Source organism: Agrococcus sp. TF02-05, from assembly GCF_017565345.1.
In the GTDB taxonomy this organism is placed as follows: domain Bacteria; phylum Actinomycetota; class Actinomycetes; order Actinomycetales; family Microbacteriaceae; genus Agrococcus; species Agrococcus pavilionensis.
Genome location: NZ_JAGEKO010000004.1, coordinates 12515 through 26804, shown reverse-complemented (window position 1 = coordinate 26804; position 14290 = coordinate 12515). Strand labels below are relative to the sequence as shown.

Sequence of the window (14290 nt, the reverse complement as noted above, 5' to 3'; positions counted from 1 at the left end):
GCCGCGACGCCTCCGCGGCGTCGAGTGCCGCCGATCGTAGCGATGGGGGACACGGCGCGCCAGGGCAGGATCGCGCGCCGCGCACGTCGCTCACGCGGTCGGTCGGAACCAGCGGAGCGTGAGCGAGTGCAGCACGACGAAGACGCTCGAGAAGGCCATCGCGGCGCCCGCGATGAGCGGGCTCAGCATGCCCGCCATCGCGAGCGGGATCGCGAGCACGTTGTAGGCGAAGGCCCAGAAGAGGTTGCCGCGGATGGTGCGGAGCGTGCGGCGGGAGAGCGCGATCGCGTCGGCGGCGCCGGCGAGGTCGCCGTGCACGAGCGTGATGTCGGCGGCCTGCTGCGCCGCGTCGGTGCCGGTGCCCATCGCGAGCCCGAGATCGGCGGCGGCGAGCGCGGCGGCGTCGTTCACGCCGTCGCCAGCCATCGCGACCTTCGCGCCCCGGGACTGCTCGGCGCGCACGGCGTCGACCTTCTCGGCGGGGCTCACGCCGGCGATGACGCGCTCGATCCCCACCTCGTCGGCGACGGTGCGGGCGGCGCGCTCGTGGTCGCCCGTGAGCATGACGACCTCGACGCCGAGGCCCGCGAGCCGCTCGACCGCGGCGCGGCTCGTCGCCTTCACGGTGTCGCGCACGCCGATCACGGCGCGCATGCGGCCGTCCCACGCGACCGCGAGCGCGGTCGCGCCCTGCGCCTCGAAGCGCTCGAACGCATCCGCGAGCTCGCGCGGCATCGCCACGCCCCAGTCGTCGGCGAGCCACGCGGGCTTGCCGACCTGCACGGCCCGGCCCTCGGCGACGCCGACGACGCCAGCGCCCTGGGCGGCGCGCACGTCGCTCGCGACCGGCGCGTCCGGCGCCGCGGCCGCGATCGCCCGCGCGATCGGGTGCTCGCTCGCACGCTCGACGGCGGCCGCGATGCGGAGCGCCTCGTCGGCGTCCTCACCGGCAGCCGCGACGACGCCCTCGACGCGCATCCGCCCCTCGGTGACGGTGCCGGTCTTGTCGACGAGCATCGCCGAGATGCCGCGGCTCGACTCGAGCACGCGAGCGTCGCGGATGAGCACGCCCAGCTCGGCGCCGCGGGTCGTGCCGACGAGCAGCGCCGTGGGCGTCGCGAGGCCGAGCGCGCACGGGCACGCGATGATGAGCGTCGCGACGGCGGCGGTGAAGGCGGCGGCGACGTCGCCCGTCAGCACGATCCAGCCGACGAGCGCGGCGAGCGCGAGCACGAGCACCGCGGGCACGAACCACTGCGAGACGCGGTCGGCGAGCCGCTGCACGTCGGCCTTGCCGTCCTGCGCGCGGCGCAGGAGCGAGGCGATCCGCTCGAGCTCGGTGTCGGCGCCGACGCGACGGGCCTCGACGACGAGCATGCCGTGGCCGTTGATCGTCGCGCCGACGACCTCGCTGCCAGCCGTCACCTCGACGGGCAGCGACTCGCCGGTGAGCAGCGACGCGTCGATCGCCGAGGCGCCCTCGACGACGACCCCGTCGGTCGCGATCTTCTCGCCCGGCACGACGCGGAAGCGGTCGCCCACCGCGAGCTGCCCGACCGGGATGCGCTCGTCGCCCGCCTCGCCGATGCGCGTGACCTCCTTCGCGCCCAGGCGCGCGAGCGCGCGCATCGCCTGCTGGTTGGAGCGCTTCGCGCGCGACTCGATGAGCCGGCCCGCGAGCAGGAAGACCGTCACGAGCGCGGCGACCTCGAGGTAGAGCTCGTCACCGTGCCCGCCGAACCACGACATCTCCATGCGCATGCCGATGCGGCCGGCGTCGCCGAGCACGAGCGCCCACAGCGACCAGCCGAGCGCGGCGATCACGCCGAGCGAGATGAGCGAGTCCATCGTCGCGGCGCCGTGGCGCAGGTTGATCGCGGCCGCGCGGTGGAACGGCCACGCGCCCCACACGGCGACGGGCAGCGTGAGCACGAGCGCGACCCACTGCCACCCCGGGAACTGCAGGGCGGGGATCATCGAGAGCAGGCCGACGGGCACGGCGAGCACGGCGGATGCGATGAGTCGCGTCGCGAGGCGCGTCCCGTGCTCGTCGCGCTCGGCCTCGGGCGCGGGGAGCGCGGCGGTGTAGCCGGTCTGCTCGACCGTGCGGATCGCGTCGTCGACGCTCATCCCGCTCGGCAGCGTCACGCGCGCGACCTCGGTCGCGTAGTTGACGCTCGCCTCGACGCCGGGCAGCTTGCCGAGCTTGCGCTCGATCCTGCCGGCGCACGACGCGCACGTCATGCCGCCGATCTCGAGCTCGACCGTCTGCGCTTCAGCCATGCGCCAACTATACCCCCCAGGGGTATTTTTGTCTCGTCGATCGAGTAGGCCCGCAGGGCCGTATCGAGATCGGGCGCATCGACGCGAGAGCGCCGGCCCCTCGCAGGAAGACCGGCGCTCTCGAAGACCTCGGTCAGACGAGCGTGTAGCCAGCCTCGCTCACGGCCGCGCGCACGTCGTCGAGCCGCAGCGCCGCATCCGACGCCACCGTGACCGTCGAGCGGCCGCCGGGGACGAGCTCGACCTCGACGCCCTCGACGCCCGCGAGGCCCGAGAGCTCCTCGGTGACCGACGAGACGCAGTGGCCGCACGTCATGCCCTCGACCTCGAAGGACTGCGAGACGGCGCCGTCGGCAACGGGTGCGGGCGCGTGGCATGCGCCGCCGCAGCAGCCGCCGGCCTGCGCCTGCGCGTCGGCGTCGGCGGGGGTCGACATGATCTCGATGTTCTGCAGCATGGGTTGCCTTCCTAGGGGAGGGGGATCGGGGTCACGACCGCACGAGGCGCGCGATCGCGGCGCTCGCCTCGCTCAGCTTCTCCTGCGCGACGGGGCCGCCGCGCTCGGCTGCCTCGGCGACGCAGTGCGCGAGGTGGTCCTCGAGCAGCTGGAGGGCGACCGTCTCGAGCGCCTTCGTCGCCGCCGACACCTGCGTGAGGATGTCGATGCAGTAGGCGTCCTCGTCGACCATGCGCGCGACGCCGCGCACCTGGCCCTCGGCGCGACGCAGGCGCTTGAGGAGCGCATCCTTGTCGGCCGTGTAGCCGGGTGCCGAGTGGTCGATCATGATGCGACGATCATACCCCCGAGGGGTATGTGCGGCAAGGGTCAGGCGACCGCGCTCTCCACCTCGGGCGAGGTCCAGCTGCGCCAGATGGCCGCGAGCAGCGCCTCGAAGAGCGCGTCAGCCTGCTCGGCTGGGTAGAGGCCGAGCAGCTCGAGGGTGATGAAGCCGTGCACGCCGGCGAAGATCGTGCGCGTCGTGGTCACCGGGTCGCCGTGCAGCGTCCCGGCGTCGATCGCGGCGGTGACGGCGTGCAGCAGCGGGTCGGTCGTGCTCTCGCGCGCCTCGTCGACGGCGGGGGAGTCCTCGCTGCGGCCGAACACGACCTGGAACATCGCGGCGTGCTCGCGCGCCCACGCGCGCATCGCGTGCGCGAGGGCGGGGATGAGCTCCGCGGGCGCCTCGGCCTCGACCGCGTGCTGCGCGTCGACGAAGGAGCGGGCTGCGCGGACGGTGATCGCCTCGACGAGCTCGCCGCGCGAGCCGAAGAGCGAGTAGACCGCCGAGGTCGAGGTGCCGACCGACGCGACGAGCGGGCGCAGCGAGAAATCGGGGCCCTCGACCGCCATCAGATCCGTGGCCGCCTCCAGCAACCGCTGGCGCAAGTGCTCATCGTGGAGGCGAGGTCGTCCCATGCGGCAAACCCTACGTGCTTTCGTCCTGGCGACCCGATGCGCCGGCCGTGTGTTGCGGGGGCGCGGGGTGTGTGTTGCTTCGACAGCGGCTGTCGGTGCCCCCAGCAGGATTCGAACCTGCGGCCTTCTGCTCCGGAGGCAGACGCTCTATCCCCTGAGCTATGGGGGCCGGGCTGCGCGAGGCAGCGTCGATCAATCTACCACCGAGGCGACGCTGCCCCCGACCGCCGGCTCAGTCGGCTGAGGTCAGACCCGCCTCGAGGTCGTGGAACGCCTGGTCGACGAGCTCGGCGATCTCGGTCGCCCCGCCGTCCCCGAGCATCCACATCCGCATCGCGGTCTTGACCGCCGTGCTCGCCGCGCCGGCGACGAGCCTCGGGTAGCGGTCGGCCTCCGCGTCGAGGCCCGCGCGCTCCGCGACGAGCGCTCGCACCGCATCCTCGAACGCGTCGTACTGCGCCGCGCGCTGCAGCTGCAGCGATGGGTGTCGGTCGATGAGCTCCTCGCGCCGCCGGAGCACCTTCGCCTCGGCCCTGCTCATGCCGCGCATGTGGGCGACGAGCGTCTCGCGCAGCGACTGCAGGGGCGGCTCGTCGGCCGGCCGAGCCTCGATGCCGTGCAGCAGGTCGAGCGGGGCGTGGCCGTCGACCGCGAGCACCGCGGCCTCCTTGGACGGGAAGTAGTTCGACACGGTGCGCGGCGAGACGAAGGCGCGCTCGGCGATCTGGTCGATCGTCACGCCGTCGAGGCCGCGCTCGAGCGTGAGCTCGAAGGCTGCTTCGGCGATCGTGCGTCGGGTCAGGCGCTTCTTGCGCTCGCGAAGGCCGAGCATCGGCTCATCGTCGGCGCCTGTCGGGGCTGTCGGGGACATGGGGACCTCACTGGGGCGAGGATCGGCAGCTCGTGCGCGTCGACCCGCCCACTGGGGCACGGCCGGATCGGACGCGCAGTCGTGCTCCGTCGGTACGGTGCCGCCGCGGGCGCGACGGCGTCGCAAGTCTGCGCGCGGCGCGCAAGCCGGTCAAGCCGAACGTGCCTGATGCGCACGAATGCTGAGGGAGCACCACTTCCCTGAGGTTTCCTTGAGCATCCCGAATGTTGCGTGCCGAGCAATCCGTGTGCCACGCTCACCGCAGTCGATCTCCCCAGGATCGATCGAAGCACCCCAGCACCGGAGCCCCCAGCTCCAAGGCCCTGTCACGAAGGTCCCTGAAGATGTACGCACAGTCGTGTGCGGTCGATGCGCTCTGCGCCGGCCGCTCGGCGCGCAAGAAGGCGCGGACGCCATGGCGTCGCTGACGTACTTGCTGGCTCGTCGCGGCGAGCTCTCGATAGCTCGCCGCGACCAGCTGCTCGCCGCCGGCCTCGACGACGAGGGGGCCATCCGCGCCCTCGTCGAGGACGGCACCATCACCGGCGCCCAGGCAGCGCGAGTGCGCGCCGAGCAGGCCGGCCTGCCGTTCGTCGTCGTGAGCGAGTTGAACGTCGACCGCGTCGCGGTCTCCCGGGTGCCGAGCGCGATCGCGCGCCGGCACATCCTCCTCCCCGTCGCCCACGAGGAGGGCCGGCTCGTCGTCGCGATGACCGACCCCGCCGACGTGCTCGCGATCGACGACGTGCGTCAGGCCTCCGGCCTCGCCGTCGAGCCCGTCGTCGCCGAGCGCGGCGACCTGCTCGCGGCGATCGACCGCTTCCACCGCGCCGACTCCGAGCTCAGCGACATCACCTCCACGATCCAGGAGGAGCAGGAGCAGGCCGCCGCCGCCGACCCCTTCGGCTTCGGCATGGCCGACGCGGCCGACGAGGACGCCCCGATCGTGCGCTTCGTCAACCTGCTCGTCAACCAGGCCGTGCAGGACCGCGCGAGCGACATCCACATCGAGCCCGGCGAGTCGTCGGTGCGCGTGCGCTTCCGCGTCGACGGCGTGCTGCACGAGATGCAGTCGGCTCCGAAGACGATGCAGCAGGGCATCATCTCCCGGCTCAAGATCATGAGCGACATCGACATCGCCGAGCGCCGCCGCCCGCAGGACGGCCGCATGTCGGTCATGCACGGCGGCCGCAAGGTCGACCTCCGCGTCGCGACGCTGCCGACGGTGTGGGGCGAGAAGGTCGTCATGCGCATCCTCGACACCGGCGGCACGCAGCTGCAGCTCTCCGACCTCGGCCTGCTGCCGCACAACTTCGAGCGCTACCAGGCGTCGTACAAGAAGCCCTACGGCATGATCCTCGTCACCGGGCCCACGGGATCCGGCAAGTCGACGACGCTCTACACGACCCTCAACGCCGTCGCGCGCACCGAGGTCAACGTCATCACCGTCGAGGACCCGGTCGAGTACCGGATGCCCGGGGTCAACCAGGTGCAGGTGCACGCGAAGGCGGGCCTCACCTTCGCCGCCGCGCTGCGCTCGATCCTGCGCTCCGACCCCGACGTCGTGCTCATCGGCGAGATCCGCGACCACGAGACGGCGCAGATCGCGATCGAGGCGTCGCTCACGGGCCACCTCGTGCTCTCGACCCTGCACACGAACGACGCCCCGAGCGCCGTCACGCGACTGACCGAGATGGGCATCGAGCCCTTCCTCGTCGGCTCGGCCCTCGACTGCGTCGTCGCCCAGCGCCTCGCGCGCCGGCTCTGCGACCGCTGCAAGGAGCCCGACCTGCGCGGCGCCGAGCAGTTCGCCGCGATGGGCTTCGAGGTCACCGGCCAGCTCGGCGTGCACCGCGCCGTCGGGTGCACCCACTGCTCGGGCACCGGCTACCGCGGCCGCATCGCGATCCACGAGGTCATGACCGTCTCGGAGGAGATCGAGCGGCTCACGGTCGAGCGCGCCTCGACCTCCGACGTCGCGCGCGTCGCCTCGCAGCAGGGCATGCGCTCGCTGCGGCAGGACGCGTGGGAGAAGGCGACCCTCGGCCTCACGACGGTCGAGGAAGTGCAGCGGGTGATCGTATGAGCATCGACGTCCAGGGCGTGCCGACGCGCGCGGCGCTGCGCCAGCAGTGGGCGCAGTCGGCGGCACCGGCCGCGGCAGCGCCCGAGTTCCCGACCCCGACCGGCACCGACGGCGACCTGCTGCTCGCCCTCGAGACCGTCGTGCGCGCCGGCGCCTCCGACCTGCACGTGACGGCGGATGCGCATCCGACGATGCGCCTGGACGGCAAGCTCCTGCCGCTCGAGGAGTACGGCGTATGGTCGGCCGCCCGGGTGCAGGCCGCGCTCACCGCGATCATGACGCCGGAGCAGCGCGAGATCTTCGAGCAGGAGCTCGAACTCGACTTCGCCTACGACCTGAGCGCCGAGGCGCGGTTCCGCGTCAACATCTACCAGCAGCGCTCCGCGCGGGGCGCGGCCTTCCGCCTCATCCCCACGCGCATCCGCACGGTCGAGGAGCTCGACCTGCCCCAGGGCATCACGCGCTTCGCGACCCTGCCGCGCGGGCTCGTGCTCGTCACCGGCCCGACCGGCTCGGGCAAGTCGACGACGCTCGCGGCGCTCATCGACCTCATCAACCGCACGCGCGCGGAGCACATCGTGACGGTCGAGGACCCGATCGAGTTCATGCACCAGCACAAGAAGGCGGTCGTCAACCAGCGCGAGGTCGGGCACGACACCCACTCGTTCGCGGCGGCGCTCAAGCACGTGCTGCGCCAGGACCCCGACGTCATCCTCGTCGGCGAGATGCGCGACCTCGAGACGATCTCGGTCGCCCTCACCGCCGCCGAGACCGGTCACCTCGTCTTCGCGACGCTGCACACGCAGTCGGCGGCGCAGACGATCGACCGCATCATCGACGTCTACCCGCCGCACCAGCAGGGCCAGGTGCGGGCGCAGCTCGCCGCGACCCTGCAGGGCATCGTCTGCCAGACGCTCGTGCCGCGCGCGAGCGGCAAGGGCCGCGTCGCCGCGAGCGAGATCCTCATCGCGACCTCGGCCGTCTCGAACCTCATCCGCGAGGGCCAGATCCACCAGATCGGCAGCGCCCTGCAGTCGGGCGGCTCGCTCGGCATGCGCACGCTCGACCAGCACCTCGCCGACCTCGTGAACCGCGGGGTCATCAAAGAGGATGCGGCGCGCGAGAAGGCGCACAACGTCGACGAGCTGCGCGGCATGCTCGCGACCGGCGGCATGGCGCCCGCGCTCGACACGGGCGTCGACTTCGGCGACTCCTTCTCGAGGGGGCAGCGATGACCTCGACGAAGACGTGGGCCTACAAGGGCCGGGAGCGCGACGGCAAGCTCGTGAAGGGCAAGCTCGACGCGCCGACGCAAGCGGCGGCGCTCACGCGCATGCGCGACATGGGCCTCTCGCCCGTGAGCGTCGACGAGTCGGCGGTGGGCACGGGCCTCAACCGCGAGATCAACCTGAGCTTCGGCCAAGCCGTCAAGCTCAAGGACCTCTCGGTCATGGCGCGGCAGATGTCGACCATGATCGGCGCCGGACTGTCGCTGCTGCGCACCCTGCACATCCTCTCGGAGCAGACGGAGAACAAGACGCTCGCGAAGGTGCTCACCGAGGTGCGCGGCGACATCGAGACCGGTGGCACGCTCTCGCAGGCGTTCGGCAAGCACCGGAACGTCTTCCCGCCGCTCATGATCCACCTCATCGCCGCGGGCGAGACGGGCGGCTTCCTCGACGACGCGCTCGAAGCGGTCGCGACGGCCTTCGAGAAGGAGGTCAAGCTCAAGAGCACCGTGCAGTCGGCGATGGCCTACCCGATCGTCGTCGTCGGCATGGCGATCGTCGCGGTCATCGCGATGATCTGGTTCATCGTGCCGATCTTCGAGGGCATGTTCTCCGACCTCGGGGGAGCGCTGCCGCTCCCGACGCAGATCCTCGTCACCATCTCGGCGAACATGGTGTGGCTCGGCCCGCTGCTCTTCATCGCGGCGATCGCCTTCAGCGTCTGGTGGGGCAAGAACAAGCACGCGCCCGAAGTGCGGGCGGTGCTCGACCCGGCGCTGCTGAAGCTCCCCGTCTTCGGCGAGCTGCTGCGGAAGATCGCGCTCGCGCGCTTCACCCGCAACTTCGCGGCGCTGCTCAAGGCCGGCGTGCCGATCGTGCTCGCGCTGCAGGTCGTCGGCGAGATCTCGGGCAACAGCGTCATCCTGCAGGCGTCGAACCGCATCGCCGACGCCGTCCGCGAGGGCCGACCGGTCGCCGAGCAGCTCGCGCTCGAGCCCGTCTTCCCGCCGATGGTCGTGCAGATGGTCGCGGTCGGCGAGGACGCCGGCTCGATGGAGCTCATGCTCTCGAAGATCGCCGACTCCTACGACAGCGACATCGAGTCCACGACGGCGCAGATGACCTCGATCATCGAGCCGATCCTCATCGCGGGCGTCGGCGCACTCATCGGCGGCATGATCATCGCCCTCTACATGCCCGTCTTCTCCATCTTCGAGCAGATCAACTGATCCGCTCGTCCCTCACGTATCCCTTCCCCTGTCCCAACCCCAACAAGTAAGGAACCCCCCATCATGCAGAAGATGCTTCAGCTGCTCGGCGACCGCCGCGCAATGCTGCAGGAGGAGGGCAAGTCGCAGCGCGGCTTCACCCTCGTCGAGCTCCTCGTCGTCGTCATCATCATCGGCATCCTCGCCGGCATCGCGATCCCCGTCTTCCTGAACCAGCGCGAGGCCGCGTGGCGTGCCGAGGTCGAGTCGGACCTGAAGAACCTCGCGCTCGCGATCGAGACCGAGAGCGTGGCGAACAACGGCTCGTACTCCGGCATGCTCACCGGTACCGATCTCGCCGGCACGGCAGTTACGGCTCGATACCCCGGCTTCCGCCCGTCCTCCGCAACCACGACCTACACGCTCGCTGCGACTGGTTCGCCGGTGGGTCGCAACTTCACGATCAGCGCTGACCACAACGATCTGACCGTGGACCTCACGTACGACAGCAACGCCGGCGGCCTGCAGGCCTGGCCGACCACGCCATAAACCCCCTCGTGGGGTGTTTCGGCCCCGCGGGAAAACGGTAGAGAGGAGAGCACCATGGGCAGCCTCCGAGAGCGGGTCCGCATCGCCGCCAGCGGCGACCGCGGCATGACGCTCATCGAGGTAATGGTCGCGATGTTCGTCTTCGCGATCCTCTCGACCATGGTGCTCTCCTCCCTCCTGCAGGTCCTCTCCACCTCGCGCCACTCGCAGGCGCAGCACGTCGCGGCGAACCTCGCGGCGGCCGAGATCGACCTCGCGCACGACACGCCCGACATCTTCCAGCTGCTCGATACCGCTCGGGACGTGACGCTCAACGGCACCGTCTTCCGCGTCGTGCGCGAGACCGCGTGGGTCGCCGACACCGCCTCCGACGCCGCGTGCGGCGCCGGCGGCGGGAGCCTGCGCTTCAAGCGCGTCCACGTCACGGTCACGTGGGGCAACATGCGACCGGGTGCCGAGCCCGTGCGAGCCGACACCATCGTCAACCCCGCCGAGCGCATCAACGATCCCTCGAAGGGCACCGTGCTCGTCTCGGTCATCGACTCGCTCGGCGCCGGCGTGCCGAGCGCTCGCGTGACGCTCACGCCCACGAGCGGCGGCGTCTCGGGCCTCTACGCCGACACCGACGCGCAGGGCTGCGCCTACGTGCTGCAGGTGCCGCGCGGCACCTACGAGGTCTCCGTCTCGAAGAGTGGCTACACCGGCATCCTCGAGGAGACCCCGCGGCAGCGCGACGTGAGCGTGCAGGCCGGCTCCTCAACGAGCATCGTCCTCCAGTACGACCTCGCCGGCACCTTCGCCCTCACCCTCGCGCCCGGCACGACCGTGCGCCTCCCCAACGCCATGCCGCTCACCCTGCTGAGCACCTACGGCTTCAAGACCGTCACGCTGCCGAGCACCTCAGTCGCTCAGAGCGTCCGCGTGCACCCGCGTGTGACGTACCGAGTCTTCGCCGGCGAGTTCCGCCAATCGGGCGGCGCGCAGTGCGACGCCGTCGATCCGAGCGCGTGGCTCGAGGGCACTGCGGGCGGCGTCGACCTCGCGGCCGGCAGCGGCGTCGGCACCGCCGCCGAGCCCGGCACGACGGCGGCGCTCGGAGTGCCGACGGGGCTCGTGCGGCTGTCGAGCAGCACGAGCAATCTGCGCGCCTCCGTCGCCGCGGGACGAGCCGGCGATCCCGGTTGTGATGCCCATGCGCAACTCAGCTTCGGCAGCACCACCCTGCCGGCGGGCACGATCCTCGCGGTGCCCTACGGCACCTGGCGCTTCCACACCTCCGGTGGCTCGAACGTCGCGGTGACGCCCGTGACCCGCGGGGAGCAGCGCAGCAGCTCGACGGTCACGCTCGATCCGCGAGAGCCGGCCGTCGCGCCGACGCCCACGCCCACGCCCAGCTCCACCCCGAGCCCGACGCCGACGCCGGCTCCCACCCCAACGCCCACGCCGGCGCCTTCGCCGAGCCCCACACCCGGGCCGAGACCATGAGTCGGCACACGCGCGCCTCCGACCGCGGCATGACGCTCATCGAGATGGTCGTCGCGATGTCGCTGCTCGCGATCGTGACGACGCTCGTGACCGTGCTCGTCGTCACGCTCTCGCAGACGTTCGCGCGGCAGGAGTCCGAGCAGGACAGCTCGAACCGTGCCGCGCTCGCGATGCAGCACGTCTCGCGAGTCATCCGGTCAGGCACAGAGATCACGCAGGCGAGCTCGTGGCAGCAGGCCCCGGTGTTTTCGGTCGCGGAGCCCCGCACCGTGACGCTGCAGTCCTACGTCGGCGTCGAGTCGACCGACGAGGGGCCCGCGCGGGTCGTGCTCACGATCGACACGGCCCGCGGTGAGCTCGTCGAGACGCGCTTCGCTCCTCGCAAGTCGGGCGGGCTCTGGGTCTACGACACGACTCCCACGAGCCGGCGCGTGCTCGCGCACGACGTCACCGCGGCCTCGGCCTTCGCCTTCGTGCGCGCGAACGGGACGCTGCTGCCGAGCCGGGCGCTCACGGAGGCGGAGCGGCGCGAGGTTGCGGCGGTGCGGGTCGACCTCGTCGTGCAGACGCACGGGAGTTCCGCCGCGCAGCCCGCCGCACTGCGCACCGAGATCTCGCTGCGGAACCTGGATCTGACGAGGACGGGGACGACCCCATGACCCGACGCACCGTGCGCACAAGAATCGACGACCGAGAGCGCGGAGCGGCCCTCATCGTCGTCATCGGCATCGGCGCGCTCGTCGCGGGCCTGCTCGCGACCGCCGTCGTCTTCGTCGTCGGCGGTGCTCGCTACGCCCGCGACGACGTCGACTGGAACGGCGCGCTCGCTGCCGCGTACGCGGGTGTCGAGGAGTACCAGAGCCGGCTCGCGGAGAATCCCGACTACGTGCGCTACGGCGACCCCTCGGCTGAGTTCAGCCAGGCGAGCGTGCTGCTCGAGGACCGATCGAACCCGGCGTTCGGCTTCGACGGCTCGTGGGGTGCCGTCCCTGGTGCCGACTCGACTGCGAGCTTCCGCTACGAGGTCGACGCCTCCGAGTACTACAGCCAGGGCATCCTGCGGCTCCGCAGCACCGGGAGGGTCGGGGACGAGACGCGCACGGTCGTCGCCGATCTGCGCCAATCGGGCTTCGTGCACTACCTGTACTTCACGGACATGGAGATCCAGGACCCGGCCGTGACGCGCTCGGGCAGCGACTGCTACCGCTACGCCTGGTCGACGCCCGCGCGCCCCTCGAGCTGCGGCAACATCCACTTCGCCTCGGGCGACGTCGTCAACGGCCAGGTGCACTCGAACGACATCATCTACGCCTGCGGCGCGACCTTCAAGGGTGCCGTGACGACGGCCTGGAACCCCTCGAGCGGCGCGCGCTACCGGTGCGAGACGACGGGCGGGGCGCCGACCTTCGAGGTCCGCGACCCGCAGCGCGGCAACTCGCCGTCCTACCTCCCCGTGCTCGCGATGCCGGAGACGAACTCCGAGATCCGCACTGCTGCGCTCGAGACGGGATGCGTCTACACGGGCCCGACGAGCATCCAGCTCAACGCCGACGGCACCATGACCGTGCGCTCGCCGCTGACGAGGGCGACGCGCCCCGGGCAGTCGCCGGCCGCACCGACGTCGTGCGGCACGCTGAGCCAGTTGGCCTCGTCGAGCGGTGCCCGCGTCGCCGTGCCCGATGGCGGCGCGGTCTACGTGCAGAACGTGCCGTCGACGAGCTCGGACCCGAACTACCGTGCGCGACCGTCGAACTGCGCGAGCGGCAACGGTGTCGGCTACCCGACCGCGAACGAGCGGCCGCCGGCGGCGATCGACGGCGTCGCGCCCTACGACTGCCATAGCGGCGACATCTTCGTGCAGGGCACGCTCGACGGGCAGGTGACGCTCGCCGCCGAGAACTTCGTCTACGTCACGGGCAACACCCGCTACGCAGACCGCGACGACGACATGCTCGGGCTCATCGGCAACAACATGGTCTACGTGCGGAACCCCGTCACGCAGACCTGCAACTGGTGGGGGAGCTGCACGACGAGCGGTCCGACGTCACCCAACATCACCATCGAGGCGGCGATCCTCTCGCTGCGCAGCTTCGCCGTCCAGAACACCGGTGTGTCGGGCAGCAGGAGCGGCCAACTCACCGTACGCGGGTCCATCGCGCAGGCCTTCCGAGGTGTCGTCGCGCAGAACAGCGGCTACGACAAGAACTACGTCTACGACCCGCGACTGCGATTCCGCTCGCCGCCCCACTTCCTCTCGCCCGTGACCTCGGCGTACGGCGTCTCCACGTGGATCGAGACGGAGCCGGCGATCGACGCGGAGGGGAACTACCGATGATCGCTGCAACCGCGACGCTCACCGGCGGATTCGGGCTGCTCATCGGCTCGTTCCTCAACGTCGTCATCTTCCGCGTGCCCGCCGGCCGCTCGGTCGTGAGCCCGCCGAGCTCGTGCGGCGGGTGCGGCGTGCAGATCCGGCCGTTCGACAACGTCCCCGTGCTCAGCTGGCTGCTGCTGCGCGGCCGCTGTCGCGACTGCAGCGCGCGCATCTCGCCGCGCTACCCGCTCATCGAGCTGCTGACGGGCGTCGTCTTCACCGCCGTCGCGCTGCGGTTCGCACCGTGGGTCGCCCTCGACCTCCCGCTGCCGTCGGCACTCGGGCCGATCGCCGAGACGCTGGCCTTCGCGGTCCTCGCGGGAGTCGGCGTCGCGCTCGCGTGGATCGACATCGACACCCAGCGGCTGCCCGACGCGATCGTGCTGCCGTCATACCCGGTGGTGGCAGTGCTGCTGCTCGTCGCGGCCGCGTCGACAGCGGACTGGGGCTCGCTGCTCCGCGCGGTCGCCGGCGCCGCGATCCTGTTCTCCGCGTACTTCGCGATGGCGTTCGCGTATCCGCAGGGCATGGGGCTCGGCGACGTCAAGCTCGCGGGACTCCTCGGACTCGCACTCGGCTGGCTCGGGTGGGGTGAACTCGCCGTAGGCGGATTCGGCGCGTTCCTGCTCGGCGGTGCATACGCCGTCGTGCTCGTGCTGCTGCGCCGCGCGGGCCGCGGCAGCGGCATCCCGTTCGGGCCGTGGATGCTCGCGGGGGCCGCGCTCGCCGTCTTCGCAGGCAAGCCGATCTGGCTCGGGTACCTGCACATCGTTGGACTCGGATAGGAG

General features: G+C 71.5%; 13 protein-coding genes and 1 tRNA gene. 8 read left to right on the top strand and 6 right to left on the bottom strand.

Annotation, left to right across the window (positions count from 1 at the left end; genetic code table 11):
• Positions 1–90: 90 nt before the first annotated feature.
• From JQT67_RS03990 to JQT67_RS03965, 6 genes are all read right to left on the bottom strand, one after another.
• Positions 91–2283, bottom strand: a complete 2193-nt coding sequence (locus JQT67_RS03990) for a cation-translocating P-type ATPase (RefSeq protein WP_208063620.1) — start codon at positions 2281–2283, stop codon at positions 91–93.
• Positions 2284–2416: 133 nt separating this feature from the next.
• A complete protein-coding gene (locus JQT67_RS03985; RefSeq protein WP_243755654.1) occupies positions 2417–2740 on the bottom strand; it encodes a heavy-metal-associated domain-containing protein in 324 nt (107 codons plus the stop codon).
• A gap of 31 nt (positions 2741–2771) precedes the next feature.
• Positions 2772–3068, bottom strand: coding sequence for a metal-sensitive transcriptional regulator (locus JQT67_RS03980; RefSeq protein ID WP_021011116.1), 297 nt, complete (start codon positions 3066–3068; stop codon positions 2772–2774).
• 41 nt (positions 3069–3109) lie between these two features.
• Positions 3110–3700, bottom strand: coding sequence for a TetR/AcrR family transcriptional regulator (locus tag JQT67_RS03975; protein ID WP_081646146.1), 591 nt, complete (start codon positions 3698–3700; stop codon positions 3110–3112).
• Between the two features lie 96 nt (positions 3701–3796).
• Positions 3797–3869: transfer RNA gene (locus tag JQT67_RS03970), tRNA-Arg, on the bottom strand.
• 63 nt (positions 3870–3932) lie between these two features.
• Complete coding sequence (locus JQT67_RS03965; protein WP_021011118.1) at positions 3933–4532, bottom strand: TetR family transcriptional regulator; 600 nt, start codon at positions 4530–4532, stop codon at positions 3933–3935.
• 454 nt (positions 4533–4986) lie between these two features.
• On the opposite strand from JQT67_RS03965, the gene JQT67_RS03960 reads away from it, so the two are divergent.
• The 8 genes from JQT67_RS03960 to JQT67_RS03925 all read left to right on the top strand — a co-directional run bounded on the left by JQT67_RS03960 (position 4987) and on the right by JQT67_RS03925 (position 14287).
• On the top strand, positions 4987–6657 hold the full coding sequence (locus tag JQT67_RS03960) for a GspE/PulE family protein (RefSeq protein ID WP_208063619.1): 1671 nt from the start codon (positions 4987–4989) through the stop codon (positions 6655–6657).
• Positions 6654–7892, top strand: coding sequence for a type IV pilus twitching motility protein PilT (locus JQT67_RS03955; protein ID WP_208063618.1), 1239 nt, complete (start codon positions 6654–6656; stop codon positions 7890–7892). The genes JQT67_RS03960 and JQT67_RS03955 overlap by 4 nt, the downstream gene beginning before the upstream one ends.
• Positions 7889–9115 (top strand): type II secretion system F family protein, encoded by a 1227-nt coding sequence (locus JQT67_RS03950; protein WP_208063617.1) that lies wholly within the window; start codon positions 7889–7891, stop codon positions 9113–9115. Before JQT67_RS03955 ends, JQT67_RS03950 begins: the two co-directional genes overlap by 4 nt.
• Before the next feature lie 63 nt (positions 9116–9178).
• Complete coding sequence (locus tag JQT67_RS13615; RefSeq protein WP_279537651.1) at positions 9179–9643, top strand: type IV pilin protein; 465 nt, start codon at positions 9179–9181, stop codon at positions 9641–9643.
• Between the two features lie 54 nt (positions 9644–9697).
• Entirely contained in the window at positions 9698–11128 is a 1431-nt protein-coding gene (locus JQT67_RS03940) for a carboxypeptidase regulatory-like domain-containing protein (RefSeq protein WP_208063945.1), read from the top strand.
• On the top strand, positions 11125–11787 hold the full coding sequence (locus JQT67_RS03935) for a type II secretion system protein J (RefSeq protein ID WP_208063616.1): 663 nt from the start codon (positions 11125–11127) through the stop codon (positions 11785–11787). The genes JQT67_RS03940 and JQT67_RS03935 overlap by 4 nt, the downstream gene beginning before the upstream one ends.
• Entirely contained in the window at positions 11784–13463 is a 1680-nt protein-coding gene (locus tag JQT67_RS03930) for a hypothetical protein (protein WP_208063615.1), read from the top strand. Before JQT67_RS03935 ends, JQT67_RS03930 begins: the two co-directional genes overlap by 4 nt.
• Positions 13460–14287, top strand: coding sequence for an A24 family peptidase (locus tag JQT67_RS03925; protein WP_208063614.1), 828 nt, complete (start codon positions 13460–13462; stop codon positions 14285–14287). The genes JQT67_RS03930 and JQT67_RS03925 overlap by 4 nt, the downstream gene beginning before the upstream one ends.
• Positions 14288–14290 lie beyond the last annotated feature (3 nt).

What these genes read in the sequence shown, in the direction of transcription:
- JQT67_RS03980 (WP_021011116.1), bottom strand. Translation starts at nt 3,068, where the DNA reads ATGATCGACCACTCGGCACCCGGCTACACGGCCGACAAGGATGCGCTC.
- JQT67_RS03985 (WP_243755654.1), bottom strand. Translation starts at nt 2,740, where the DNA reads ATGCTGCAGAACATCGAGATCATGTCGACCCCCGCCGACGCCGACGCG.
- JQT67_RS03960 (WP_208063619.1), top strand. Translation starts at nt 4,987, where the DNA reads ATGGCGTCGCTGACGTACTTGCTGGCTCGTCGCGGCGAGCTCTCGATA.
- JQT67_RS03990 (WP_208063620.1), bottom strand. Translation starts at nt 2,283, where the DNA reads ATGGCTGAAGCGCAGACGGTCGAGCTCGAGATCGGCGGCATGACGTGC.
- JQT67_RS03955 (WP_208063618.1), top strand. Translation starts at nt 6,654, where the DNA reads ATGAGCATCGACGTCCAGGGCGTGCCGACGCGCGCGGCGCTGCGCCAG.
- JQT67_RS03940 (WP_208063945.1), top strand. Translation starts at nt 9,698, where the DNA reads ATGGGCAGCCTCCGAGAGCGGGTCCGCATCGCCGCCAGCGGCGACCGC.
- JQT67_RS03925 (WP_208063614.1), top strand. Translation starts at nt 13,460, where the DNA reads ATGATCGCTGCAACCGCGACGCTCACCGGCGGATTCGGGCTGCTCATC.
- JQT67_RS03965 (WP_021011118.1), bottom strand. Translation starts at nt 4,532, where the DNA reads ATGCTCGGCCTTCGCGAGCGCAAGAAGCGCCTGACCCGACGCACGATC.
- JQT67_RS13615 (WP_279537651.1), top strand. Translation starts at nt 9,179, where the DNA reads ATGCAGAAGATGCTTCAGCTGCTCGGCGACCGCCGCGCAATGCTGCAG.
- JQT67_RS03935 (WP_208063616.1), top strand. Translation starts at nt 11,125, where the DNA reads ATGAGTCGGCACACGCGCGCCTCCGACCGCGGCATGACGCTCATCGAG.
- JQT67_RS03930 (WP_208063615.1), top strand. Translation starts at nt 11,784, where the DNA reads ATGACCCGACGCACCGTGCGCACAAGAATCGACGACCGAGAGCGCGGA.
- JQT67_RS03975 (WP_081646146.1), bottom strand. Translation starts at nt 3,700, where the DNA reads ATGGGACGACCTCGCCTCCACGATGAGCACTTGCGCCAGCGGTTGCTG.
- JQT67_RS03950 (WP_208063617.1), top strand. Translation starts at nt 7,889, where the DNA reads ATGACCTCGACGAAGACGTGGGCCTACAAGGGCCGGGAGCGCGACGGC.